Origin of the sequence: Corallococcus sp. RDP092CA (assembly GCF_041903675.1) — a bacterium.
GTDB lineage: Bacteria > Myxococcota > Myxococcia > Myxococcales > Myxococcaceae > Corallococcus.
In genome coordinates this window covers 148,728-173,270 of sequence record NZ_JAYESI010000013.1, presented here as the reverse complement: position 1 = coordinate 173,270, position 24,543 = coordinate 148,728, and the positions used below count along the sequence as shown (strand labels likewise).

Below are 24,543 nucleotides of genomic sequence, written 5' to 3'. Positions count from 1 at the left end.
CCGGGGGGCCTACTTGGGCATGAAGCCGAAGGCCTTCACCATCGCGATGGCGATGCCCAGGAGGCTCTCGCCCGCGATGAAGCCGGAGCTGACGGGCAGCACGGTGTCCTCCGCGAGCTTCGGCTTCAGGCGCTTGAGCAGCGCCGCCAGCGCCGCGCCCACGAAGAGGCTGATGGAGCTGGAGCCGGGGATGACGATGGCCAGCCCCAGGCCGGACGCGGTGGGGAGGAAGGCCTTCACCTTCGGGTGGGCCCAGCGCTCCAGCAACACGAGCGTGACGCCCAGGAGCGCGCCGCACAGGGCGCCCATGCGCGCGGTGGGGTGCAGCGCGGACACGCCCGACGCGAGCATCTTCGACACGCCGGCCCACACCATGGAGGCGGGCGCGGGGAACTGCTCCGTGCCCAGCACGTCCGCGGTGGGCACCAGCAGCTTGAAGATGGGCACCACCGCCATGGCGCCCGCGACCACGCCGAACAGCTGCGCGAAGAACTGCTGACGCGGCGACGCGCCCAAGAGCCACCCGGACTTCAGGTCCGTGAGCAGGTCCGCCGAGTGCAGCCCCACGCCGCCCGTGGCGTTGGCGCTCATCACGTTGGCGGGGATGTTGCCCGGGGCCAGGCCGCCGAAGATGAGCTGGGTGACGGGGCCCAGCGCCTTCGTGGGCGTGGTGTCCGTCTCCCCCGTCACGCGCGACGCGATGACGCCCATCACCACCGCCAGGGGGAGCGCGAGCACGCCCGCCCACCAGGGAATCTGGAACAGGTAGGCCATGAGGAAAACGGCCACCGGGCCCAGCAGCGCGAAGCCCAGGGGGAACCACGACGGGGGGCACTCGATGTCCGCCAGCGGATCCTCGCGCGCGCCCTCCTTGGGCTTCATCCCCACCAGCCCGCCCAGCGCGGAGAACGAGCGCACCACGCTCCTCCACTGGAACGCGAACGACAGCAGGCCGGACGACACCAGCACCGCGGAGCCCGTCCACAGCGACCAGCTGTTGATGGCCTTGTACGTCACCTCCGGGATGACGCCCTGGCTGACCATGGCCGGCGCCAGGAAGCCGTAGTTGAGGATGGCGCCCAGCAGCATGGACCAGCCGGTGCGGAAGCTCACCAGCGCGCCCGCGCCGATGAGCAGCAGGCTGAAGTCGAAGGACAGGGACCACTTGCCCGCCTCGCGCCCGAGGATGCTGAACGGCAGGCTCACCTTCTCCGGCAGGTTCTTGAGCCACGTGAAGCGCGCGTCGCGCACCAGCACCAGGAGCGCGCCCACCAGCCCCGCCAGGCCCAGCATGCGCGACTTGCGGCGGGCCACCTCGCCGTGGCCGTGCAGCGCGCGGATGGTCTCCGCGGTGGCGGTGCCCGTGGGGAACGGGAGCGCCTCGATGTTGATGAGCTGGCGCTTGATGGGGATGGCGGCGAAGACGCCCAGCGCGGAGATGACGGCGAACCACACCATCAACCAGCCGGACGACGGCAGCGTGCCGGTGAGCATCAGCAGCGCGGGCACCGCGGCCATGTTGCCGCCGCCCGTCATGTAGCCCGCGGCGGACGCCACGGAGCCCATGGCGTTGTTCTCCAGGTCGGTGAACTCCGTGCGCAGCAGCTTCAGCGAGCGCAGCGTGCCGAACACCGCGAAGGCCAGGATGCACGCGGTGATGGTGACGCCCAGGCTCCAGCCCGTCTTGAGGATGACGTAGAGGTTGGACAGGCACATCACCGCGCCAATGAGCATCCCGGCGATGACGGCGCGCACGGTGAGCTGCCGCGCGCCGCCCTGGTAGACGTGCTCCCGCCAGTACAGCTCCGGATCCGCGGCCGCGGAGGCGCCGGGCCGTTCGGGGACGGCGCCGGAGTCGGGCGCGGGGACGCGGAGCTGGCTGGGGTTCGGAACGGGAGGAACCATGAGGGACGCAAGATAGTGCACGCCCCCCGGAGGCACGAAACGCTCCGTGCCCGGCCTCGCCGAAAAGGACTACCCGTGCGCGCCGCCCGGGCCGTGCACGTGGCCGTGCGCCAGCTCCTCCTGCGTCGCGTCACGCACTTCGCGCACGGTGACGTCGAAGTGGAGCGTCTTGCCCGCGAGCGGGTGGTTGAGGTCCACCACCACGGAGTCCGGGTTCACGGCGATGATGCGCAGGGGGACGTCGCCGTCCTCCGTCTGGGCCATGAGCGTCCCGCCCACCTGGGGCAGGTAGGTGGTGGGCAGCATGGAGCGGGGGACGTTGCGCACGCCCTCCGGCTTGTGCACGCCGTAGCCCTGCTCCGGCGCCACCACCACCTGCCTGCTCTCTCCGGCGGCCAGGCCCTCCAGGGGGACCTCCAGGCCGGGGACGATCTGCTTGTGACCGTGCAGGTAGAAGAGCGGCTGGCCCGGGGCGCTCTGGTCGATGATCTGCCCGTCCCCCAGGTGGAGGCGGTAGTCGAGGGCGACGACGCGACCGTTGGCGACTTTCATGCGGCGGAAGCTCCTTGGCTTCAGAAGACAGCGGATGGGACTTCGGTCAAAGGTGGAACCGGGGCGGGGCCGCGTCAGGCGGTGGGGGACCGCGCCGCCTCCTCCCCGAGCGGGCGGTCGGGGGGCTCTCCGCGCGACACGTAGACGGCGGCCGCCAGGTCTCCGGTGACGTTGAGCACCGTGCGGCACATGTCCAGGAAGCGGTCCACCCCGAGGATGAGGCCCAGCCCCTCCACCGGGATCTGGAACATGCCCAGGATCATGGCGATGACGGGGATGGAGCCCGCAGGCACGCCGGCCGTGCCGATGCCCGCCAGCACGCAGATGAACATGATGGTCGCCTGCTGCGCGAGGCCCAGCTGGACGCCGTAGACCTGCGCGAGGAAGAGGACGGTGACGCCCTCGAAGAGCGCGGTGCCGTTCTGGTTCATCGCGGAGCCGGCGGTGAGCACGAAGCGCGACACGTTGCGCGGCAGCTTGAGGTTCTCCTCCGCGACCTTGAGCGCGGTGGGCAGCGTGGCGCTGGAGGAGGACGTGGAGAACGCCGTGACGATGGCGAGCCGGCAGGAGCGGAAGAACTCCACCGGGCTGCGTCCGCCCAGGAAGCGCACGGACAGCGAGTACATGACGAACATGTGGATGCCGAGCGCCAGCAGCACCACGCCCACGTAGGACGCGAGCTGCCCCAGGATGTGGAAGCCCAGGCGCGCCGTCATGGAGAACAGCAGCGCGCCCACGCCCACGGGGGCCAGCTGGAGCACCCCGTCGATGAGCTTCATCATCACGTCGTAGAGGCCCTGGATGACGTCCTTGAGGCGCTGGGCGGGCTCACCCGGGGTGAGCGCCAGGCCCAGGCCGAAGATGAGCGAGAAGACGATGAGGCCGATCATGTCCCCGTCCGCCGCGGCCTTCAGCGGGTTGGTGGGCACCATGGACAGGAAGAGCGCGCCCGCGGAGGTGTCACCGGGGGGCGGCGCGGCCTTGATGGACGTGCCCGTGCGGGCCAGCGCGCGGGCCTCGTCGCTCAGGCCGTCACCGGGCCGCAGCGTGTTCACCAGCAGCAGGCCGATGAGCACGGAGATGACGGAGAAGACGACCGTGTAGCCCAGCGTGCGAGCGCCCAGCCGGCCGACCTGCTTCAGGTCCAGCTCCGCCACGCCGACGACGAGCGCGGAGAACAGGAGCGGCACGACGAGCATCAGGAGCAGGCGGATGAAGATCTGCCCCACGGGGTTGGTGACGTGCTCGACGGCCCAGGTGAGCCAGCCCGCGCTCCCGAACGCGGCGTTGCACGCGAGGCCGGCCGCCGCGCCGACGGAAATGCCGAGGAGCATCTTCTGATGGGGCTTCATGCGGGCTGGAGCCTACCGATGAAAGGGGGTGGCGCCCACCTCGCGTTCGGGGGAAAGCTGCGGATCCATCGTGGAACCCCTCGTCCAGCTCACCGAGCCCGCCGTGCCCCTGCCCCTCTTCCACCGGCTGCTCCGCCGCGTGGGGGCGCTGAGGGGAGAGCGCCTGCGCCACACGTATCAGACGACGTTCTGGTACGCCTTCGGGCCTCCACGGAACGTGGCGGAGGAGGTCATCCACTCGCTGCGGCCCCACGTGACGAGGGGGTGGAAGATCGCCGGCGTGGAGTGGTGGCTGTCGCGGATGCGGGCCACGGACGTGCGGGTGGACTTCCACCAGGACCGGGATGAGCGGCTGGCGCTGGCGACCGGGAAGCTGGTGCACCCGGTGCGCTCGTCGGTGTTGTTCCTCAACCGGGTGCGGGGCGGCGCGCTGGCGGTGACGCGGGAGCTGCCGTCGGACCACAACCCGTCGCTCGCGCCGGACCGGCTGGAGGACCTGACGCTGGTGGCGCCGCGTCCCAACCGGCTGGTCGTGTTCGACGGGACGCTGACGCACGGGGTGCTGGACGCGGACAACCAGGTTCCGGAGGGGAAGCTGCCGGGGCCGTCGCGCGAGCGGCGCACGCTGGTGATGAACTGGTGGGGTCACCGCCCCACGGACGTGCCCACGTGGAGCGAGACGCGCTTCTACCGGGCGCTGGCGAGCTGACGGGCGGTCTCGCGCAGGCGGTGGGTGACGCGCTCGGCCCACTCGGGCTCGACCTCCATGCAGGCGGGGCGGCGGCCCAGGCGCAGGGCGGCGGAGGGCATGGAGCCGCTGCCGGCGAAGGGGTCCAGCACGGTGTCGCCGGGGCGGCTCCAGGTGCGGACGAGGGGCTCCAGCACGGAGAAGGGCTTGTGGTGCGGGTGGCCCCCCCAGTGCACGGCCTCGGCGTCATCGTCGTAGCCGCCGACGACGGCCCACACGATGGGCGCGTCCCCCTGCGCGAGCGGCGGCGCGGGCGTGCGGGCGATGACGAGGGCGACCTCGTAGACGCGCAGGAGCTGTTCGTTGGCGTTCTTGTCGGTGGTGCGCTTGCCCCAGACGTATTCGCCGCGCAGGTGCGTGTAGCCCAGGTCGCGGGCGGCGGAGAGGATGGGCGCCTTGCCCAGCAGGTTGGTCCAGATGATGAGGGGCGCGTCGGGGGTGAGGTACGCGGTGGCCCGGGTGAGCCAGGCCTCGGAGAACGCGCGGTAGTCGCGCACGGACTCGAAGCGGACGATGGGGTTGCGGTCGATCTTCTTGTGCGCGCGGGGGTCGCGAAGGTCGCCGCCCTTGCGGCGTCGGGTGAGCAGGCAATAGGGCGGGTCGGTGTGGAGCAGGGAGGCGCGGGTGTCGCCGAGGGCGGCCCGGTAGCCCTCGGGCTCGCGCGCGTCGGCGCGGACGCAGCGCAGGGATTCGGGCGTCAGGTCGGTGGTCATCGTGTGGAGCGCACCCTACCCGGCATGGGGGCGGGGGCCGCCGGGATTCTGGCACGCCCGGTGACCTTGCGTGCGCTCGGGCAGGAGGGCGCGCCGGCCCCCCGCGGCCCCGGGCTCAGGGGAAATGGATGCCGCTCCACTGCACCGTCCGCGTGCCATCCACGTCCGAGACGTTCAGCTGGTAGCCCACCAGCTCCGGGCTGTTCACCTCGAACTCCAGCACCACGGTCGCCTGGGATTCGGTCGTGATGGGGCCGGACTGGGTGGGCGGCAGGGACGGCCACTCCTTGCCCTTCCGGTCCACCAGCACGGCCCGCCCGATGGTCCATGGCTTCTTGTCGGCCGCCTTCAGCGACAGCTTCACCGCCCGCCGCGCTCCGGACGTGTACGACGACGCCTTCACCACCAGCAAGGAACACGGGCGCCTGCAGTTGAAGCGCTCTAACGCCCGCTGCACGCTCAGGCCGGGAAACTCCGACGTCATCATCAGGAGCCCGCCAAACCCCGTCTGCGCGCGCGCGCCGTCCACCGGGGGAACGCGCTCCCGTCGCAAGCGTTCGAGCTCCACGCGCAGCTGCTGCGCTTCCTGGCGGTACGACTCCGCGGAGCGCGCGCGCCGGTAGACCTCCACCTGCCGATCCACGGCGCCGGGATCCACCACCAGGGTCAATGACAGCCGCGGGGGAAACGTCGAGCTCGCGTCCTTGAAGGGGACCGTCAGCTTCACGGCCTCCCCTGGCTGCAAGTCATGGGTGGGAACGAGGACCAGGACGGAGCTGCCGGTGCTCACCCGCGCGAACCGCGCTCGCGACTCCAGGCTCACCTGGTCCTGCTGGATGTCGGTATCGAAGAGCAGCGTCGTGCTCACCCCGGCCCCGATGCGGACGGGGCGCGTCACCGTGTCCTCCGCTCCCACTTCCATCCGGACCGTCCCCTCAACCGCATCCTTCGCGCCGGGAGAAGCCGCCAGGACCAGGGACGACCAGAGCAGCAGGGGGAGCACGACGAACAGACTGGAGGGCACGGTGGGAAGAACTCCTCGAACCGGGGCAACAGAGGGTTCCTTCTACCACGAGGCGTTACATGTGCCCCCCGTGCGATGATGACCCATCGCCGTGAGTAGGCGTCACCGCGTCGGAGCGCTACTCGTCCTCGGGCGGCTGGGGGACGTTGAGGCGCTTGACGGCCATCACGCCGAACAACTGGACCGGAACGTGTCGGGCATTGCCGGTGTCGTCCGAGTAGGAGGGATCGCCCTGCTCCCACCCGAGCCGGTTGGTGTTCATGTTGAAGTACTCCATGCAGATGGGGACGACCCTCCCGTCGGGTAGGGTGGCCTCCGTGAAGAGGAGCCGGGTGTTCCTGGGCTCGAACACCGAGCGGCCCCGCATGATCGTTCCCACCGGCAGCTGGCCGCGCCGGGCCGACGCCTCATGGACGATGCCCTGGATGGGCCCCTCGCGGATCTCCAGCTCCCGCTCCTCGTTCTCCCGCAGATAGACCCCCTCCATCGGGACCTCGCCGGCGTTTCTCAGCGACTTCATGGCCTCCCGGGCTCCCGCCGGGCACGGCTCGCCCTCCTCGTTGCGGGTGTTGGCGCTGCCGCCCGCGCACGACATGCCCACGCAGGCCGCGACGGCCGCGCCCGTGAGCTTCCGCATGACCCCGCCGTCCGCGCGGAGGGGTTTCACGGGCGTGGGCGCGACCTCGGGAGACAGGGGCGGAGTCGGCTCCGCCGCAGCGGGTATGCCCGCCTCCGGGGAAGCCGCCACCGCGAGCACGGCGGCGTCGGGAAGACTCGGGGTTGGAGTCACGGACGAACTTCCTTTCTCAGACACAGGCGCTACGGCAGGTGGAGGGCGGTCCGGCGACAGCCGCACCAGACCGAAGATCAAGAAGCCCAGCAGGAGTACGCCCAGGCCCACCACGGCCCCGGCGCGACGGCGCGGCGCGGGCGGCGGCGGGCCCGCCACGGCGGCGGCGGGCTGCACCGAAGGCGCCGGCTCCGCGACATGGGCTGGCGGCGCCGTGGAGCTCCTGGAGAACTGCGACAGCGACACCACGCCCCGGTCCAGGCCCGACGCGTCCGTGTCCGCCGGGACGTCCAGCGAGACCTTCCAGTCCGCGTGGCGCTTGTCCTTGGCCGCGTCCCAGAGCGCCTGTAGCAGCGTCTCCGTCCCCGAGTAGCGATCCTCGGGGCGCTTGGAGAGCAGCCGCATCGCGATGTCCGACAGGCTGGAGGGGACCTTGGGGTTGATGTCCTTCGGCGCGCGCGGCACCACCGTCTCGATGGCGGGCAGCAAGCGCTCGTAGGGGAGGCGCGGATCGAAGGCGTAGCCGTCCGTCAGGGACTCGTAGAGCAGCGCGCCCAGCGCGTACAGGTCGCCCGGGATGCCCGCGTCGAAGTTCGCGCCCGACTTCCAGGAGCCCTCTCGTAGGAACGCCACGCACTCGGGCGGCAGCAGGTGCGGCGACGCGGGCGCCACGCCCACCGTCAACGTGGAGGCGCCCGGAATCCGCGCCGTGCCCAGGTCGATGAGGATGGGCCGCTCGTCCAGTCGGCGGATGAGCAGGTTGTCCGCCTTGAGGTCGCGGTGGTGCACGCCCCGGCGGTGGAGATCCGCCACCACCCGCACGACCTCCGTGTAGACGGTCAGCAGGTGCGCGGCGGTGGGCTTCACCCGCCAGCGCCACTCGTGGAACGTCTCGCCGTCCACGAAGTCGGTGACGTGGAAGAGGTAGCCGTCCGGCGGCTCCGGCCAGCGATCCACGGCGTGCACGCGCGGCAGGTTGGGATGCGGCGCGCACGCGAGCAGCGCCGCCACCTCCCGCGCGAGCCGCCCGTTCACGTCCTCCTCGTCGCTGGCGTGCTGATTCGCCGGACGCAACGCGAGCTTCAGCGCGTAGACGTTCCCGCCCCGCTCCACCTTGAACACCCGGCCGAAGCCCCCCGCGCCGAGCGACCCGACGATCCGCCACGGGCCGACGAAGTGGCCGACCTCGAGCTGGTCCGGGTGGAGCGGCGTGGTCATGACGCTGACTCAGCTCGCGACACAACCTGGCAGGTGGGGCTGTCCGCGCGGCGTTTCAGGACCAGCGAGGGCACTCTCCCTGCCACATCCCACCACGGAGGTCGGATTCCCCGCAATCCCCGAGCGTGCCCGTCCGATGACGGCGCGGACCCACTTGGCGGAACCACCCAGGGAGCGGTGTTCAATGCGGACAACCTCCGGGGTTGACCCTATCGAGCCCTGCGGGGCTGTCACGTTTTTTCGTGACGCCGCAGGAGGGCTGCCCCTGAACGGGCGTCCAACCCATCAGGCCATTCAGGGCCACGGGGGTCGTGAAACAGGTTTCAGCACGCCCGGGTGTGACGGCGGGCCCTGTCTGGGATTGCGCGGGGGCCCGGCCTGCATCGAGGCACCGGGCCAAGGAGCCCCGGCCCCACGCCGTCACTCGCCGTCGTCCGCCTCCGCCAGCGCGCGGGCGGCCTGCTCCCACTGGCCTCCCAGGCGAGCTTCGGAGGCCAGGGCCTCGTCCCACGAGGGACCGTCCGGCAGGAGCCGCGAGGCGTGCAGCAGCGCCAGGCGCTCCAGCGCCCGTGCTTCGCACAGCTGGCGCAGCTCCAGCCCGTCGAGCCCGTTCGCCGCGAGGAAGGCCTCCCGGCGAGAGGCGCGGACCCTCCGCTCGTTCCACCACGCGGCCTCCTCCGCGGCGACCTCCTCCTCCGTCGCCTCGAGCCCCAGCGAGCGCGCCCAGCCCGCGAGCAACGCCCGCCGCAAGCCCGCCTCCGCCCAGGCCTCCGCGTCGGGTGCGCCGCGCAGCACCTCCATCACGCGCCCGGACCCCACGACGCGCGAACCGACGCGCGTCACGTCCTCCATCAGCCGCCGGCGCCGCACCAGCGACGAGGGATTGCGCCGCGCACCCGGAGGGGCCCGCGCCGCGCGGCGCACGAGCTCCGCGCCCGCGCGCACGCACTCGATGGCGTCCAGCCGCTTGAGGTCCTCCACCCCGCCCGCGAACCAGGCGTCCCAGGCTTCGCGCACGGACCGGGTCCACGCGGGCTCCATGGCCTCGCGGAGCCGCGCCCAGGTGCGCTCCTGGTAGAAGAGGCCCGCCGCCGCGTCCACCAGGGCCCGGGCATCGGAGCGCCCCAGCACGCGCGCCTTGCGTGCCTGCTCCGCCGCGTGCCGCACGTTCACCAGGGGCACGGTGAGGGGCCGCCAGCCGTGTTCGGCGTCCGCGTGCAGCAGCGCCACCTCCGCGTCATCCACCGCCACGCCGTCGCGATACCAGCCGAAGATGCGGCCCACGCCCACCATGCCGTGCGCGGACAGCTCGGCGGCGCGCAGCGCGCCCATGCTGCCTCCGCCGAACACGGCCACGCCCGCCTCCAGCGCCGCCAGCAGCTCGTGGTGCCAGACGGACGGCTGCGCCTCGAAGACGCCGTCCACCAGCACCAGCGCCCGGGGCTTGAGCGACAGGGCCCGCCACACGTCTCCCTGCCGCGCGGGAGGCAACACCGTGCACGGAGCCAGCCGCCGCGCCTCCGCCGCGGGCAGCGAGGGCCCCAGGAACACCACCAGGTCCTCGGGCCGCCGCCTCACGCGCGCGGCCTCAGGCTCCGGTCCACTTCCAGCAACGGGGTCCTCCTGAGCCTTCGCCCCTGCCCTCTTCGCTCCACCCGGCCGCTGCCTCACGCGAGCGCCATCACGCTCAGGGTCACTTCCGGCAACCGGGACACCCTGAGCCATGGCCCCTGCCCTCTTCACTCCACCCGACCGCCGCTTCACAGGAGCTCCGAGACGCGCATGCCCGGCACCACGACCTTCCACACGTGAAGCCCGGGAACCGGCGCGTCCAGCGCGACGCCCGCCACCTGGGTGAACCCCGCGCTGCTCAACAACGACCGCACCATGCGCACCTTCGCCGCCGGGGTCTTCGCCCGCCGGTCCGCCACGTCCGGCATCGCGTCCACGGCTCGCCGGGGCCTGACCTCGGCCAGCGCCTGCGCGAAGCCCAGCGTCGCCTCGCGATCCGCCGCCGCCACGTCCTCGCGGGCGCCGTGGATGTCCGTCAGCCGCGACTGCGCGGCCTCGAGCAGGGCCTTCAGCAGCGCCTCGTCCCGGTCCATCGCGCACGCGTAGCCGGCCGTGAGCGGCACCGGCCCCTCGTCCGCGTCCACCAGCACGGCCGCCGCCACGGGCAGCCCCACCCTTCCCCGCGTCCGGGTCGCGGGCGTCACATCGAACAGGTAGGCCCGGAACCCGCGAGCCCCCAGCGCCTCCCGCAGCGCGGCCGCGCGCGGCGCCCCGTCCGCCAGGGTCTCCGGCCGCAACATCCTCGCCACCACGCCCTCCTCCGACCAGCCCCCCGGCAGCGCCCGCGCCAGCTGGTCGCGCTCCGTGGCCTCCAGCAGCGCGTGCAGCAGCGCCGGCCCGGACTCCGGATGCGCCCCGGATCCATTCGTCGTCCACGCCACCGACACAGGCCCCAGCTCCACCGTCCCCGACGGCGGGCAGTACACGCCCTGCGCCGGCACCCAGACCCGCGCGTCCCCGTCCAGGGTCCGCGCCTCGCACCACGCCATCCGCACCGCCGGCCCCGCGAGCCTTGGCACCACCACCGCCCCCGCCGACCCGAGCGACTCCACGCCCCAGACCGCGTCGCCCGTCCGCTCAAGCTCCGCCCGCGTTCCCCAGCGCAGCCGCTCCGGCCGCACCGCCTCCGCCGCCCACAGCTCCGCTGTCTCGAAGAGCGCGCCCCGGGCCGCGGCCTCGAAGCCGAGCCCCTTGCCGTTGCACACCTGGAGCACATGTCCACCCGGACGCACAGCGCAGGCGACCTCCACGCCCGTGCGGTCCAGGCCGGTGACCCGCGCGACCCGGGTCACACCCAGGCCCCGCGCCAGGGCATCGAGAAAGGAGGGGGAGACGGAATCCATCGAGGCAGGCGACACGGCGGGGCACCTTAGCGGACAGCCGGCACGGCGCGGCATGGGATGGCGGGGAAAACGTGGTAGGGGAAGGGCGGCCCCCGCCGTCGAGAAGGAGCGCCCATCGAATGATTGCCGTCGGAGACCCCGCACCTGACTTCGCCGCACTCGACTGCCACGGGCAGACCGTGCGCCTGTCGGAGCTGCGAGGCCGGCGCGTCGTGCTCTTCTTCTTCCCGCGCGCCTTCACCGTGGGCTGCACCATCGAGAACCGGGCGTTCCGGGACAACCACGAGCGGATCCGCTCGCTGGGCGCGGAGCTGGTCGGCGTCTCCGTGGACACGCTCACCACCCAGTGCGACTTCGCCGAAGAGGAGGGCATCCACTTCGCCCTCCTGGGAGACGACGAGCGGCGGATCAGCCGCGCCTGGGGCGTGCTGTGGCCGGTCCTCAACATCGACCGGCGCGTCACCTTCATCATCGGCGTGGACGGCGTCGTCGAGCACGTCATCCACCACGAGGTGCGCGTCTACCGCCACCTGGACGACGTGCTGAAGTACCTCCAGGCCCACCCCGCCCCGGGCGGCCCCGCCGCCTCCGCCTGAGCCGCCCGCCTGCCCGGTTCCGGACGCCTCCCGCGCCCCCCTCCACGAAAAATGCGGACCGGAAATAACCTTCCGCCCCCTGGCGGGTTGGAGCCCCTGTGAGCGGACGGGTCCTAGGACTGGTGCGGCCCGAGGGGGCCGTGAGCGCTCTCTCGGATGAGGCCCTGTGCGGGGCCTTCCTCGCGGGGGACGCGACGGCGTTCGGCCAGCTCTTCGAACGGCACCGGGGGCTCGTCTTCTCGCTGATGCGCCGCTACACCGTGAGCGCGGAGGACGCGGCGGACCTGACGCAGCAGGCGTTCCTCCGGGCCCTGGAGGCGTCACGGCGGGTCTTCGCGCGCTTCACCCCCACCACGCCCACGCCGTTCCGTTCGTGGCTGGTGCGGGTGGCGCTCAACCTGGCGAAGAACCACGCGCGGCAGGGGCTGCGGTGGCGGCCGGTGCTGGTGGCGCCGGTGCTGGACGACGTGGTGGCGGATCCGGGCGAGGGCGCGGACGCGTCGCTGGAGCGCACCCAGCAGGGCCACCGGGTGCGACAGGCCGTGCTGGCCCTGCCCCGCCGTCAGCGAGAGGTGCTGACGCTGCGGGTGGACGGTGGGCTGCCGTTCAAGGACATCGCGGAGACGCTGGGCATCACGGAGAACAACGCGAAGGTGCAGTTCCACCACGCGGTGAAACGCTTGAAGGCCGACGTGGCCGGGGAGACGCAGTGATGGGTGCGTGCGTGGGATACGAGGAGCAGGCGAGCCTCCACGCCGCGGAGGCGCTGGAGGGCGAGGAGGCCGCGCGCTTCCTGGCCCACCTGGAGTCCTGCGCGGCCTGCCAGGCGGAGGTGGCCTCCGCTCGCGAGGTCCTGGGCCTGGTGGCGCTGCCACCCCAGACGCCCGTGGAGGTGCGCGCGCAGGAGGGCCTGGGTGCGAGGACCCTGGCGGCCTGGCGCCGTGAGCAGACGCGCCGGGGGATGAGCCGCCGGGCGCTGGGGTCGCTCGCGGCCGTGGCGGCGGTGGTGGCGCTGATGCTGGGGCCCTCCGCGCTGGAGCGGCTCAAGGTGCCCCAGCGCGCGGCGACGTCGGCCGCCGTGCAGTCCGCTGGCGCCCGCGACGACGTGGACGCGGAGACGCTGGCCGCCTTCGAGGCGTGGGCCGGGTTGGATCCGCTGGACGATGACGGCTCGGGGTACGGCTTGGACGAGGACCTGACGTGGGACGACCCGGACCTGGACGGGGACTTCGACCTGGGAGGGACACTGTGAAGACGATGAAGCGGATGACCTGGGCGCTCGCGTTCGCGCTGCCGGTGATGGCGCTGGCGCAGCCCGGACCGAAGGAGCCAGGAGCCCGTGACGCCGACCGCATGGCCCGGGCCGAGCAGCGGCTGCGGCTGCGGCAGGTGCTGGAGCTGGCGGACACGCTGGAGCTGGACAGCGCGCAGGCCCTGAAGGTGGATGAGACGCTGCGCCGCTTCGAGGACCAGCGCCGCCCGCTGCGCGAGCAGGTGCGGGACTCGGCGCGCATCCTCCACCTGGCGGCGCGCGGCGACAGCGCGGCGCTGGGCCAGGTGGACGCGGCGGCGCAGAAGGTCTTCGACGCACGGGCGCGGATCGCCGCGCTGGACCGGGAGCTGTACCAGGCGCTCGCCAAGGACCTGTCCCCGCAGAAGCGCGCGCGGCTGGCCATGGTCATGGCCCGCTCCGAGGGCGCGAAGTGGATGAAGGCCAAGGGACTGAAGGAACCGCGCGGCGACTGAGGCCGCCCCTCCCGGCGGTCGGAGGCGGACGGGCGGGCGCGGGCGGTCGTCCCCGGAGGCCAGCCCCAACGTCATGGCGTTGACCGTGTCCCGCCTCCAGGGGACGCGCCCGCCCTCATGGAGTCCGCCATGCGTCTGCTGTCCCGTGTCCTCCCCTTGCTCGTGGGCCTCGGGCTCGCGTCCTGCTCGGGCGTCAAGGTCGGCACCAACTACGACCCTGCCGCCGTCCAGCGCATCAACGCGTTCCACACCTATGCGTGGCTGTCGCATCCCCAGCAGTCGGAGGACACGCGCATCAACAACGACATCACCAACTCCCAGGTGACGGGGGCGGTGGACCGCGACCTCCAGGCCCGCGGCTACCAGAAGGTGGACGCGAGCGGGGATCCGGACTTCCTCATCGGCTGGCAGGGCGCCATCAACACGCGGCTGTCCGCGGAGACGGTGGACAGCTACTGGGGCTACCCGTGGGATCCCTTCTGGGGGTCGTTCTACGGGCCCTCGGAGACGTACGTGCGCCAGTATGACGTGGGCACCCTCATCCTCGACGTGGTGGACGCGCGGGCGAAGACGCTCATCTGGCGCGGCACGGCCCAGGCGAACCTGGGCGACAGCCCGAGCCTCCAGGCCACCAACGACAAGATCGACAAGGGCGTGGAGAAGATGCTGGAGAAGTTCCCGCCCCAGCCGAAGGAGCAGAAGTAGCCGCCGTCAGCGCGCGACTCCCGGCGAGGCCCCTGACAGCCGGGGCCTCGAGCCGGGGAACGACGGTCACTTCTCCGCGAGCGCCTTGTCGATGGCGGCCTTCAGCTCCGGGCTGTCGGGCGTCACGCTGCTCGGGAACGCGGCCTTCACCTGGCCGTCCTTGCCCACCACGTACTTGTGGAAGTTCCACTTGGGCTCGCCCAGGTCCCTGGCGAGGAACGCGTAGACGGGGGACTGGCCCTCGCCCTTCGTCTTCACCTTCTCGAACATGGGGAAGGTGACCTTGAAGCGCAGCTCGCAGAACTTCGCGATCTGCTCGGAGGTGCCCGGCTCCTGTCCGCCGAAGTCGTTGGACGGGAAGCCCAGGACGACGACGCCCTTGTCCTTGTAGCTGTCGTAGAGCGCCTGGAGGCCCTTGTACTGGGGCGTGTAGCCGCACTCGGACGCGGTGTTCACGACGAGGGCGACCTTGCCCTGGAAGTCCGACAGCTTCTCGGGCTTGCCGTCGAGCCGGTTGGCGGTGAGCTGGTGGAAGGACATGGCTTTCTTCCCGGTCTTGTCCTCGGCGGAGGCCACCGGGGAGAGGGAGAGCACCGCCGCGGCGGCGAGGAGCAGGGAGGTTCTCATGGCGGGCGCAGGATGCCGGAAGGGGCGCGTCGTTTCACCGTCCGCGTGAGGCGACGCGCGCACGGGGTTCTTCAGCGGAAAAAACCGACTTGAGCACCCGGCCCGTGGGCGTCTTGAGCTTCGCCACCTCGCGAGGCGTCCCTTCGCCCACGATGCGACCTCCACCCTCGCCGCCCTCCGGCCCCAGCTCCACCACGTGGTCCGCCGCGGCGATGACCGATGGGTGGTGCTCGATCACGACCAGCGTGTCGCCCCGGTCCACCAGCCGGCCCATGAACGTGATCAGCTTCTCCACGTCTCCCAGGTGCAGGCCGGTGGTGGGCTCGTCCAGCACGTACAGCGTGGGCTCGTGGCGGGAGGAGGCCGTCAGCTCCGCGGCCAGCTTGAGCCGCTGCGCCTCGCCGCCGGACAGCGTGTTGGAGCCCTGTCCCAGCTGGAGGTAGCCCACGCCCAGGTCCGCCAGGCACTCCAGCGGCGCGGCGACCTTGGGCAGCGCGCGGAAGACGTCCTTGGCCTCGTCCGCGGACAGCCGCAGCACGTCGCCCACGGTGAGGCCGTGGTAGCGCACCTCCAGCGTGGCGGCGTCGAAGCGCGCCCCGTTGCAGGCCTCGCACGGCGTGACGACGTCCGGCAGGAAGGACATCTCGTGGGAGATGGCGCCCTGCCCTTCGCAGACCTTGCAGCGGCCGCCGCTGGCCGTGTTGAAGGAGAAGCGCGCGGGCCCGAAGCCGCGGATCTTCGCCTCGGGCGTGGCCGCGAACACGCGGCGCAGCTCATCCCAGATGCCCAGGAACGTGGCCGGCACCGAGCGCGGCGTGCGCCCGATGGGCGACTGATCCACCGACAGCACCCGCTTGAGGGACTCCGTGCCCTTGAGCGAGTCGAACGCGCCGGGCTTCGCGGTGACGAGCCCCAGCCTGTCGCGCAGCGCCGGGTACAGCACCTGCCGGATGAGCGTGCTCTTGCCGGAGCCCGACACGCCGGAGACGACGTTGAGCCGTCCCACCGGGAGCTTGAGGTCCACGCGCTGGAGGTTGTTCGCGCGCGCGCCCTTCAGCTCCACCCAGGCCTTCGGCTCGCCCCGGCCGGAAGGAGGCCGCACCTGCGCGGCCCGCAGCGCCCGCGCGGTGGGCGAGTCCGACTCCAGCACCACGTCCGGCGTGCCCTCCGCCAGGATGTGGCCACCGCCCCGGCCGCCCGTGGGGCCCAGGTCCAGCAGGTGATCCGCGGCGCGGATGGTGTCCGAGTCGTGCTCCACCACCAGCACCGTGGAGCCCGTCTCCACCAGCGCGCGCAGGTTGTCGAGCAGCCGGTGCGTGTCGCGCGGATGCAGGCCGATGGTGGGCTCGTCCAGCACGTACATCGCGCCGGTGAGGCCCGCGCCCAGCTGCGCGGACAACCGCAGGCGCTGCATCTCGCCGCCGGACAGCGTGGCCGCGTTGCGGTCCAGGGACAGGTAGCCCAGGCCCACGCGCTCCAGGAACTCCAGCCGCCGCAGCATCTCCTGCCGCGCCGTCTCGCCCAAGAGCGCCCGGTCGCCCTTGAGCTTCCAGGTGCGCACGCGCGCGAGCGCGGCCGTCACCGACGCCTGCACCACCTCGTGGTAGCGCGCGCCCTCCAGCCGCACCGCGCGCGGCACCGGAGCCAGGCGGGTGCCCCCGCAGGCGCGGCAGGGGGCCGTCTCGCCCTCGGCCATGGCGGCGGCGCCGCCCTGCACGCCGGTGCCCTCGCACGACTCGCAGCGGCCCTGCTTCGTGTTGAAGGAGAACCAGCGCGGATCCAGCTCCGGCACGGCGGTGCCGCACTTCGGGCAGGTGCGCTCGCTGGACAGCAGCGTCTCCGCCCTGCCCGTGCGCAGCTTCACCGCGCCCTTGCCCCAGTTGAGCGAGGCCTCGAACACCTCGCGCGGCAGCTTCGCGAGCCGGCCCTCGTACATCACGAGGTCGATGTCGTGCTCCTTCGTCTTCGCCAGGCGCGGCGGGTCGTCCGTGGACACCCGCTCCCCGTCGACGATGGCCTGGGTGATGCCCGCGCGGGCCGCCGCGGTGAAGACGTCCAGGTACGTGCCCTTGCGCGAGCGCACCGCGGGCGCCAGCACCTGTCCGTCGCCCTTCGTCGCCAGCACCTGCGCGTAGAGCGCCGCGGGCGCGGTGGCGCCGATGGGCGTGTCGTCATGCGGGCAGTGCGGCTCGCCGATCTTCGCGTACATGAGCCGCAGGTAGTGGGCCACCTCCGTGACGGTGGCCACGGTGCTGGTGGCCCCCGCGCGCGACGTGCGCTGCTCCAGCGCCACCGTGGGCGGGATGCTGCTGATCCGCTCCACGTCCGGGCGCGGCAGCGTGGGCAGGAACTGCCGCGCGTACGGCGTCAGCGTCTCCAGGAAGCGGCGCTGGCCCTCCGCGAAGACGACGTCGAACACCAGCGAGCTCTTGCCGGAGCCGCTGGGCCCGGTCACCACGGTCAGCTTCCCCAGGGGGATGCGGCAGGACACGTCCTGGAGGTTGTGCTCGCGCGCGTGCTCCACCTCGATGGCGGGCGGCGCCTCCTTCCCGGGGCGGCGCAGCTTCACCGCCTTCGCCAGCGGCCTGCCCTCGCCCCGGAGCGCGGCGGCGGTGGCGCTGTCCCGCGCCTTCGCCACGTCCGAGGGCGTGCCCTCCGCCACCAGCCGGCCACCGTCGCGGCCCCCCTTGTGCCCCAGGTCGATGATCCAGTCCGAGCCCTTCATCACGGTCACGTCGTGGTCCACGACGATGACGCTCGCGCCCCGGTCCACCAGCGCGTGCAGCGACGCCATCACGTGGCGCACGTCCTCCGCGTGGAGGCCCGCGCTCGGCTCGTCGATGAGGAAGAGCGTGCCCTTCGGGTCGCTCGCCAGCGCGCGCGCCAGCTTGAGCCGCTGCGCCTCGCCGCCGGACAGCGTGGACAGGGGCTGGCCCAGGGGCAGGTAGCCCAGGCCCAGCCGCTGCGCCGGCCCCAGCGTGCGCTTCAGCGCCGGGTCGGCGCCGAAGTGCTGGAGCACCTCGTCCACCGTCATCTCCAGCACCCGCGCCACGCTGAAGCCCTGGTGGCGGACGGCGAGCACCTCCTCCTTGAAGCGCCGGCCCCGGCACACCGCGCACAAGAGGGCCACGTCCGCGAGGAACTGCATCTCCACCGTCTCGTAGCCCTCTCCGCCGCAGGCCTCGCAGCGGCCCTTGTCCACGTTGAAGGAGAAGTGCGCGGACGTCAGGCCCCGCGCCTGGGCGTCGGGCTCCGAGGCGAAGCGCTCGCGCAGCCGGTCCCATGCCTTGGTGTACGTGGCCGCGTTGCCGCGCGACGTGCGCCCCAGCGGGGACTGATCCACGAAGGTGATGGCCTCCACCTGCGCCCCGCCCTCCACCGCCGCCACGTCGCCGGGGGCCTCCACGTCCTTCACGCCCAGCCCGCGCGCCAGGTGCCGGTAGAGCACCTCGTCCATCAGCGTGCTCTTGCCGGAGCCGCTGGGGCCGGTGATGGCGCACAGCACACCCAGCGGCACGCGCACGGACACGTCCTTCAGGTTGTGCTCGCGCGCGCCGCGGATGATCAGCTCGCCCGTGCGGGTGCGCGGCGCGCGCGCCGCCTCCGAGCCGCCGGACAGCATGCGGCCGGTGGGCAGGTCCTGCCGCTTCGCCAGCGCCTCCGGGGTGCCGTCGAAGCACAGCGCGCCGCCATGACGGCCCGCGCCGGGCCCCAGCTCCAGGACGCGGTGCGCGGAGCGGATGACCAGCGGATCATGCTCGATGACCAGCGCGATGTTGCCCCGGTCCGCCAGCTCCGCGATGGCCTCCGTGAGCGGCGGCACGTCCCCCGGGTGCAGGCCCACGGTGGGCTCGTCCAGCACGAAGAGCGCGCCGGTGAGCGACGTGCCCAGCGCCGCGGTCAGCGACACGCGCTGCGCCTCGCCGCCGGACAGCGTGCGCGCGGGCCGGTCCAGCGTGAGGTAGCCCAGGCCCACGCGCTGGAGGTAGCGCAGCCGCGCGGACAGCTCGCGCCGCGCCAGGTCGCCCTGCCCCGTCAGCGTCTTCAGCCCGTCCAGCCGCGCCAGCGCGTCCGTCAGCTCCAGGCCGTGCCAGCCCGGCAGGTCCAGGCCGCCCACGCGCCACGCGCGGGCCTGCTCGTTCAGCCGCGCGCCGTGACAGCTCTCGCAGAGGGTGTACGCGCGATAGCGCGCCAGCAGCACGCGCACGTGCATCTTGTACGTGCGGCTCTCCATCCACCGGAACCACGCGCGCACGCCCGGGTACACGCGGCCGCCGTCGTAGTCGCCCTCGCCCTGGAGCACCGCCTCGCGCTGGGCGGCGGTGAGCTTCTCCCACGGCCTGTCGAAGGGGATGCCCTGCTGCTTGCAGTAGCGCTGGAGCATCTCCCGCTCCCAGCTGGTGGACTGGCCGGACCAGGGACGAACGGCCCCCTGGGCCAGGCTCAGCGACGGGTTGGGGATCACCTTCCCCCAGTCGATGCCGATGGTGCGCCCGAAGCCCCGGCACGGCGCGCACGCGCCCACCGGGCTCTGGTAGCTGAAGAGGCCCGGCCGCGCGGGCTCGAACTCGCGCGCGCACCTGGGGCAGACGAGGCCCCGGCGCAGCTTCTTCGGCGCGGTGTCCGGCAGGAAGAGCAGCGCCTCGCCCTCGGCGCGCGCCCACGCGTCCTCCAGCGCCTGGGTGACGCGGGACAGGCTCGCGTCCGTCAGCTTCACCCGGTCCACCACCACCTGCGCGATGCCCGCGGGGTCGGTGGCCTCGCCCGGCTTGAGCGTCTCCAGCTCCCTCACCTCGCCCTGCACCACCAGCCGGTGGTAGCCGTCCTTCAGCAGGCGGGCGCGCGCGTCGAGGAACGCGGCCGTGTCGGGGATGCGCACGGGGTACGTGAAGACGGCGGGCGCGTCCGGGTGCTCCCGCAGCGCGGCCCGCGCGGCCACGCGCGCGTCGGTGCGCACCGCCTCCAGGCCACAGTCCGGACACACCGGCATCGCCTCGCGGGTGAAGAGCGCGGACAGGTACGGCTCCACGTCCGCCAGCGTCGCCACCGTGGAGCGCGAGCTCTTCACCGGCGCGCGCCGGTCCACCGCGACGCCCGCCGCCACCGGCTCCAGCGCGTCCATGGGCGGCCGCTCCAGCCGCTCGAGGAACTGCCGGGCATACGGGCTGAAGCTCTCCACGAACCGGCGCTGCCCCTCCGCGTAGAGCGTGTCCAGCGCGAGGCTCGACTTGCCGCCTCCCGACACGCCGGTGACGCAGACGAACTCCCCCTCGGAGAGGTCGACGGACAGAACCTTGAGGTTGTGGGTGCGGGCGCCGACGAGGTGGGTCTTGTGCATGCCGGCCGGAGGTTTAACGATCGGACACTCCGCCGCCAATCACAACGTGACGGCCAACATCGCCCCGCCCGGGTGGGTTGGGTGGAGAGCGGGCAGGCTGATACAACGCGGTGCGGCCGGACGCATGAAATGTCTCACGCTGGGAATGCCGGCCGAACGGGGGTGGCCCATGTCCGACGACGTCCAGGCACGCCATGCGCGGGCCGAAGAGGCCCTGCGGCGCACGAGTGCCTCCCTGGTGTTGCTGGACCTGGGCGGCCGCACCGCCACCGGGTTCGTCATCTCCTCCGAAGGCCACGTCGCCACCAGCCTCCACGCGGTGGCCAGCGCGCGCGCCATCACCGCCGTGCTGCCGGACGGAGCGCGCTCCCCGGTGGTGCAGGTGGCGGCCGTGGATGAGCGGCGCGACCTGGCCGTCCTCTGCCTGCCCCTCTCGAACCGGGTGCCCGCCCTCCCGCTGGGCCCGCCCACCCTGCCCTCGGAAGGCGAAGCCCTGCACGTGGTCCAGGCCCACGCGGACCGCCCGCCGGAGACGCGCACGCTGGAGGTCCGCGCGGTGCAGGTGCTGGGGGAGTGGCTCACCCTGCTGGAGCTGACGCGCACGCTGCCCGAGGACGCCTCGGGCTCACCGGTGGTGGACGCGCGGGGACAGGTGGTGGGGCTGGCCACGGCGGCGCTCGCCAACGGCCGCGCGCTGGGGCTGGTCATCCCGGTGCGCTACCTCGCGCCGCTCCTCAAGACGCCCGGCCCTCCCCAGCCGCTGTCCGCGCTGGACACGCCCCGGCAGCGCGCTCCCCGCGTGCGCCAGGTGCCCCAGCATCCCCTGGGCCTGCTGGACGGCTGCGCGACGCCGGCCGTGGAGTCCGTGGCCGCGCTCCTGGGGCAGGCCATCAACGTGGGCGCCCCCGCCTACAACCGGGGCGACGTGGAGGGGTGCTACCGGCTCTACATGCACACCGCCGAGCAGCTCATCGACGAGCGCGACGACTGCCCCGGCGTCCAGCGCGCCCTGCGCGACGGGCTCCTGCGCTGCGAGGGCATGAAGGACGCGGAGGACCGCGCCTGGGCCCTGCGCGACACGTTCGACGGGTTGATGGACGTCATCGGCCGGTGGCGCCAGTCGCGTCCGGCCTCGCCCACCCCCGCCAGCAAGCGCCCCCCGCCGAAGACGTACCTCAACTAGCGGCGGGAGGACGCGCCAGCCATCAGGCGTCGTCCCAGCGGATCCGCAGCGAATAGGTGCGCTCGCCGCGCTCCAGCACGTCCACGCGCGACAGCACCCGCGTGCGGCGCAGCACCTGCTCCACCACGCCCGCCACGAAGTCCGGCAGCGGATCCGCGTCCACCACGCGCGCCCGCCACTCGCGCGCCCGCACCGGCTCCAGCAGCAGCTTCATGTCCTCGCGGCCCGCGCGCAGGTACGTGGGCAGGCGCGCCAGGCACCGCTCCGCGCCCAGCAGCGGCGCCGCCGCCGCGAAGATGCGCCCCACCAGCGTCTGCGCGAAGCCCTCCACGTAGTGCGTGCCCAGCACGCGGTTGGCGTCCTCGCTGGGAAGGCCCGGGCACGCATACCGCCGCGCCACCGCCAGCGAAGCGCGCCACACCTCCAGCGGAAGCCGCTCCTCCACCGTGTCCGGGTCGTAGCCCACGTCGCGCAGCGCCTGCGCGAACGGGCCCGACGGCCTCAGCGCGTACTCGAACAGGCCCTCGAAGCTCCGGCGCGGCACCCGCACCGGCAAGAGCGGAAGGACAGGCGTCTCCCGCCTCTCCGGATGAATCCATGACTCCATGTTTCAACCCCCCCAGGGTCCAGCCCCCCCGCCCCGGCCTGGCAGGGAAACCGCGTTGCACTGTATCAGCCTCCGCGCGCCCGGCCCGCCCGCCCGGCTGCCGCCCGGAGGTGTTTTTTCCAAGTATTTCTTCCGAAATTCCCCGCCCCTCGGGCGCTGATCCATGACGTCCTGCGTCGGGGATTTCAGGAATTCGGGTCACTCAGGACCCCTACTGAAAGTAAAGATTCGGTGTCAACCATTGAATTCACAGGAAGTCCACCATCGGTATCCAATGAATTCTGGGATGGCGCGTTATCTTCTTCACCCCACCAGAAACTCTGGGTGTTCGTCGTGCGAGAATTGTTCATCCCCCTTGCAGTGTGAGTGATCAATGACCATTCGCCGCACCGAAGGTTCGACGCCCGTTGCTCTCCGCCCCACCACCGACACCTCCGCGCCGGCGAAGGCCAAGAATGTCCTGCGCGTGAAGGACGGCTTCGAGTCCGTCTCCCGCACGGGCGCCGCCGCTGGCGCCCAGCCCACGGCCGCCGCCGCCGCGACGACGCAGGCCGCGCAGGCCGCTCCCGCGCAGGCCACGTCCGCTCAGGCGGGCCGCCTCCCGCTGGACAGCAAGGAGGCGCAGCAGGCCATCCAGACGTCCCTGAAGCACCTCACCCCGCCGCTGACCGCGTCGAACCTGCTGGCCGCGAACAAGGCCGGCCCGACGCTGGCCCCCAAGAGCGTGGAGGTCGACGAGCTGGGCATGACCCACGTGCGTCTGGACCGCGTGCACGAGGGCGTGAAGGTCTTCGGTGAGCAGCTGATCAGCCACCTGGGCGCGGACGGCAAGGTGTCCAGCGTCACCGGTGAGCAGAACCCCATCCCCGCGGGCCTGGGTTCGCAGAAGCCGAAGCTGGCCCCGCAGCAGGCCATCGACATCGCGAAGAAGGAGCTGGGCGGCAAGGCCGACAAGCAGCCCTCTTCCGAGCGCGTCATCTACCAGGACGCGGAAGGCAAGTACCACTCCGCCTACCAGGTGGAGATCCAGCAGATCGCCGGGCAGGAGAAGCCCAAGAAGCAGAACTACATCATCGACGCCAACACGGGGAAGGTGCTGGAGAGCTTCAACAAGATCGGCGGCTGGACGAAGAACGCGCCCGCGGCGCTGCAGGTCAACGGCACGGCCAGCCCCAACGTCGCCATCCCGGACAAGGGCCAGGTCCAGTCGAAGATCAGCATCCCGGACAACGTGACGGTGGACCAGCTGTCCGTCGACCTGAACATCAAGCACACCTGGAGCGGCGACCTGAAGGTCTCCGTCACCAGCCCCTCCGGCAAGACCGCCGTGCTGCAGGACCGCAAGGGCGGCTCCGCGGATGACATCACCGGCTCCTTCGACCTGTCCGAGGCCTTCAAGGGCGAGAGCGCCAAGGGCGACTGGACCATCACCGTCGAGGACAAGGCCGCGCGTGACACGGGCACCCTCAACAACTGGAGCCTGAACATCTCCGCGAAGGAGACCACGCCTCCGCCGACGGATCCGTCGGACACTCCCACGGGCACCGCGGACGACCTGTCCATGTACAGCGGCCACGTGGACCTGAAGACCACGAAGAACGCGGACGGCACGTACTCGCTGGAGGACACGACGCGCGGCAAGGGCATCGTGACCTACGACGCGAACAACAAGTCCACGGCGTCCGGCCAGACGAAGATCAACGACAACAACGACAAGTGGGGCGAGGCCACCGACCCGGAGCGCGCCAAGGCCGGCATCGACGCGCACTACGGCTCGGCCATGACCTACGACTTCTACAAGGAGATCCTGGGCCGGGACTCCATCGACGGCGCGGGCGAGAAGCTCGTCAACTACGTGCACGTGAAGAACAACTACGTGAACGCGTACTGGGACGGCGAGAAGATGAGCTACGGCGACGGCGACGGTAAGACGTCCGGCCCGCTCACCACGCTGGACATCGCGGGCCACGAGATCACCCACGGCCTCACCGAGCGCACCGCGGGCCTCATCTACAGCGGCGAGTCCGGCGGCCTGAACGAGTCCTTCTCCGACATCATGGGCACGGGCGTGGAGTGGTACGCCGCGCAGAAGAACCCCGAGGCCAAGTGGAACTGGACCGTGGGCGAGGCCGCGTGGACCCCGAACAACGGCGACCCGGATGACGGCCTGCGCTACATGAACGACCCGACCAAGGACGGCTACTCGGTCGACAACTACAAGAACTACCCGAAGCAGACGGAGGTGCACGGGTCCAGCGGCATCTCCAACAACGCCTTCTACCTGCTGGTGGAGGGCGGCAAGAACCGCACCTCCGGCCTGGAAGTGAAGGGCGGCATCGGCATGGAGGACGGCCTGAAGATCTTCGGCCGCGCCCTCACGACGTACATGACGCCGAAGACGAACTTCGCGCAGGCCCGCGAGGCCACCATCAAGGCCGCCACCGACCTGTACGGCGCGGACTCCAACCAGGTGCAGAAGGTGAAGGACGCCTGGACCGCGGTGGGCGTGAACTAGTCGTCCGCT

The 24,543-nt window shown here is 72.1% G+C and carries 19 protein-coding genes; 8 read left to right on the top strand and 11 right to left on the bottom strand.

All coding sequences use genetic code 11. The annotated features are described in order from the left end of the window. Window positions 1–9 precede the first annotated feature (9 nt). From U8525_RS16715 to U8525_RS16705, 3 genes are all read right to left on the bottom strand, one after another. Window positions 10–1,905, bottom strand: coding sequence for an OPT family oligopeptide transporter (locus tag U8525_RS16715; protein WP_374266773.1), 1,896 nt, complete (start codon window positions 1,903–1,905; stop codon window positions 10–12). A 69-nt stretch (window positions 1,906–1,974) separates the two neighbouring features. Next, window positions 1,975–2,457 carry a peptidylprolyl isomerase gene (locus tag U8525_RS16710; protein WP_374266771.1) on the bottom strand — a complete coding sequence of 161 codons (483 nt, stop codon included), beginning with the start codon at window positions 2,455–2,457 and terminating at the stop codon, window positions 1,975–1,977. Window positions 2,458–2,531: 74 nt separating this feature from the next. Beyond that, window positions 2,532–3,809: a dicarboxylate/amino acid:cation symporter gene (locus U8525_RS16705; RefSeq protein WP_374266769.1), complete on the bottom strand. Its 1,278-nt coding sequence runs from the start codon at window positions 3,807–3,809 to the stop codon at window positions 2,532–2,534. A 70-nt stretch (window positions 3,810–3,879) separates the two neighbouring features. Between U8525_RS16705 and U8525_RS16700 the strand changes: the two genes are divergently transcribed. Then, window positions 3,880–4,518 (top strand): hypothetical protein, encoded by a 639-nt coding sequence (locus U8525_RS16700; protein ID WP_374266767.1) that lies wholly within the window; start codon window positions 3,880–3,882, stop codon window positions 4,516–4,518. Here the strand turns inward: U8525_RS16700 and U8525_RS16695 are convergent. From U8525_RS16695 to U8525_RS16675, 5 genes are all read right to left on the bottom strand, one after another. Beyond that, on the bottom strand, window positions 4,497–5,270 hold the full coding sequence (locus U8525_RS16695) for a site-specific DNA-methyltransferase (RefSeq protein ID WP_374266765.1): 774 nt from the start codon (window positions 5,268–5,270) through the stop codon (window positions 4,497–4,499). The two genes, U8525_RS16700 and U8525_RS16695, sit on opposite strands and share 22 nt — an antisense overlap. Before the next feature lie 115 nt (window positions 5,271–5,385). After that, window positions 5,386–6,294 carry a DUF2381 family protein gene (locus U8525_RS16690; RefSeq protein ID WP_374266763.1) on the bottom strand — a complete coding sequence of 303 codons (909 nt, stop codon included), beginning with the start codon at window positions 6,292–6,294 and terminating at the stop codon, window positions 5,386–5,388. Between the two features lie 118 nt (window positions 6,295–6,412). Continuing rightward, entirely contained in the window at window positions 6,413–8,302 is a 1,890-nt protein-coding gene (locus U8525_RS16685; protein ID WP_374266761.1) for a serine/threonine protein kinase, read from the bottom strand. Window positions 8,303–8,722: 420 nt separating this feature from the next. Further along, window positions 8,723–9,880 (bottom strand): TfuA-like protein, encoded by a 1,158-nt coding sequence (locus U8525_RS16680; RefSeq protein WP_374266759.1) that lies wholly within the window; start codon window positions 9,878–9,880, stop codon window positions 8,723–8,725. Window positions 9,881–10,062: 182 nt separating this feature from the next. Further along, a complete protein-coding gene (locus tag U8525_RS16675; RefSeq protein ID WP_374266757.1) occupies window positions 10,063–11,217 on the bottom strand; it encodes a YcaO-like family protein in 1,155 nt (384 codons plus the stop codon). A 119-nt stretch (window positions 11,218–11,336) separates the two neighbouring features. Between U8525_RS16675 and U8525_RS16670 the strand changes: the two genes are divergently transcribed. The 5 genes from U8525_RS16670 to U8525_RS16650 all read left to right on the top strand — a co-directional run bounded on the left by U8525_RS16670 (window position 11,337) and on the right by U8525_RS16650 (window position 14,264). Beyond that, window positions 11,337–11,813, top strand: coding sequence for a peroxiredoxin (locus tag U8525_RS16670; protein ID WP_374266755.1), 477 nt, complete (start codon window positions 11,337–11,339; stop codon window positions 11,811–11,813). Between the two features lie 140 nt (window positions 11,814–11,953). Continuing rightward, window positions 11,954–12,526, top strand: a complete 573-nt coding sequence (locus U8525_RS16665) for an RNA polymerase sigma factor (RefSeq protein WP_374266753.1) — start codon at window positions 11,954–11,956, stop codon at window positions 12,524–12,526. Next, window positions 12,526–13,065, top strand: a complete 540-nt coding sequence (locus U8525_RS16660) for a zf-HC2 domain-containing protein (protein ID WP_374266751.1) — start codon at window positions 12,526–12,528, stop codon at window positions 13,063–13,065. Before U8525_RS16665 ends, U8525_RS16660 begins: the two co-directional genes overlap by 1 nt. A gap of 5 nt (window positions 13,066–13,070) precedes the next feature. Next, on the top strand, window positions 13,071–13,559 hold the full coding sequence (locus tag U8525_RS16655) for a hypothetical protein (protein ID WP_374266850.1): 489 nt from the start codon (window positions 13,071–13,073) through the stop codon (window positions 13,557–13,559). A 129-nt stretch (window positions 13,560–13,688) separates the two neighbouring features. Beyond that, complete coding sequence (locus U8525_RS16650; protein ID WP_374266749.1) at window positions 13,689–14,264, top strand: DUF4136 domain-containing protein; 576 nt, start codon at window positions 13,689–13,691, stop codon at window positions 14,262–14,264. Window positions 14,265–14,330: 66 nt separating this feature from the next. Here U8525_RS16650 and U8525_RS16645 read toward each other — a convergent pair whose 3' ends face one another. Then, the gene (locus U8525_RS16645) at window positions 14,331–14,891 is read right to left on the bottom strand and encodes a glutathione peroxidase (RefSeq protein WP_374266747.1); all 561 of its coding nucleotides are present in this window, start codon (window positions 14,889–14,891) and stop codon (window positions 14,331–14,333) included. Window positions 14,892–14,925: 34 nt separating this feature from the next. Continuing rightward, window positions 14,926–20,229 carry an excinuclease ABC subunit UvrA gene (uvrA, locus tag U8525_RS16640; protein WP_374266745.1) on the bottom strand — a complete coding sequence of 1,768 codons (5,304 nt, stop codon included), beginning with the start codon at window positions 20,227–20,229 and terminating at the stop codon, window positions 14,926–14,928. Window positions 20,230–20,398: 169 nt separating this feature from the next. Between uvrA and U8525_RS16635 the strand changes: the two genes are divergently transcribed. After that, a complete protein-coding gene (locus tag U8525_RS16635) occupies window positions 20,399–21,412 on the top strand; it encodes a serine protease (protein WP_374266743.1) in 1,014 nt (337 codons plus the stop codon). A 22-nt stretch (window positions 21,413–21,434) separates the two neighbouring features. Here the strand turns inward: U8525_RS16635 and U8525_RS16630 are convergent, their stop codons facing one another. Continuing rightward, window positions 21,435–22,019 (bottom strand): DUF2378 family protein, encoded by a 585-nt coding sequence (locus tag U8525_RS16630; protein ID WP_374266741.1) that lies wholly within the window; start codon window positions 22,017–22,019, stop codon window positions 21,435–21,437. Between the two features lie 373 nt (window positions 22,020–22,392). Between U8525_RS16630 and U8525_RS16625 the strand changes: the two genes are divergently transcribed. Beyond that, entirely contained in the window at window positions 22,393–24,534 is a 2,142-nt protein-coding gene (locus U8525_RS16625; protein ID WP_374266739.1) for a M4 family metallopeptidase, read from the top strand. Window positions 24,535–24,543: the final 9 nt, after the last annotated feature.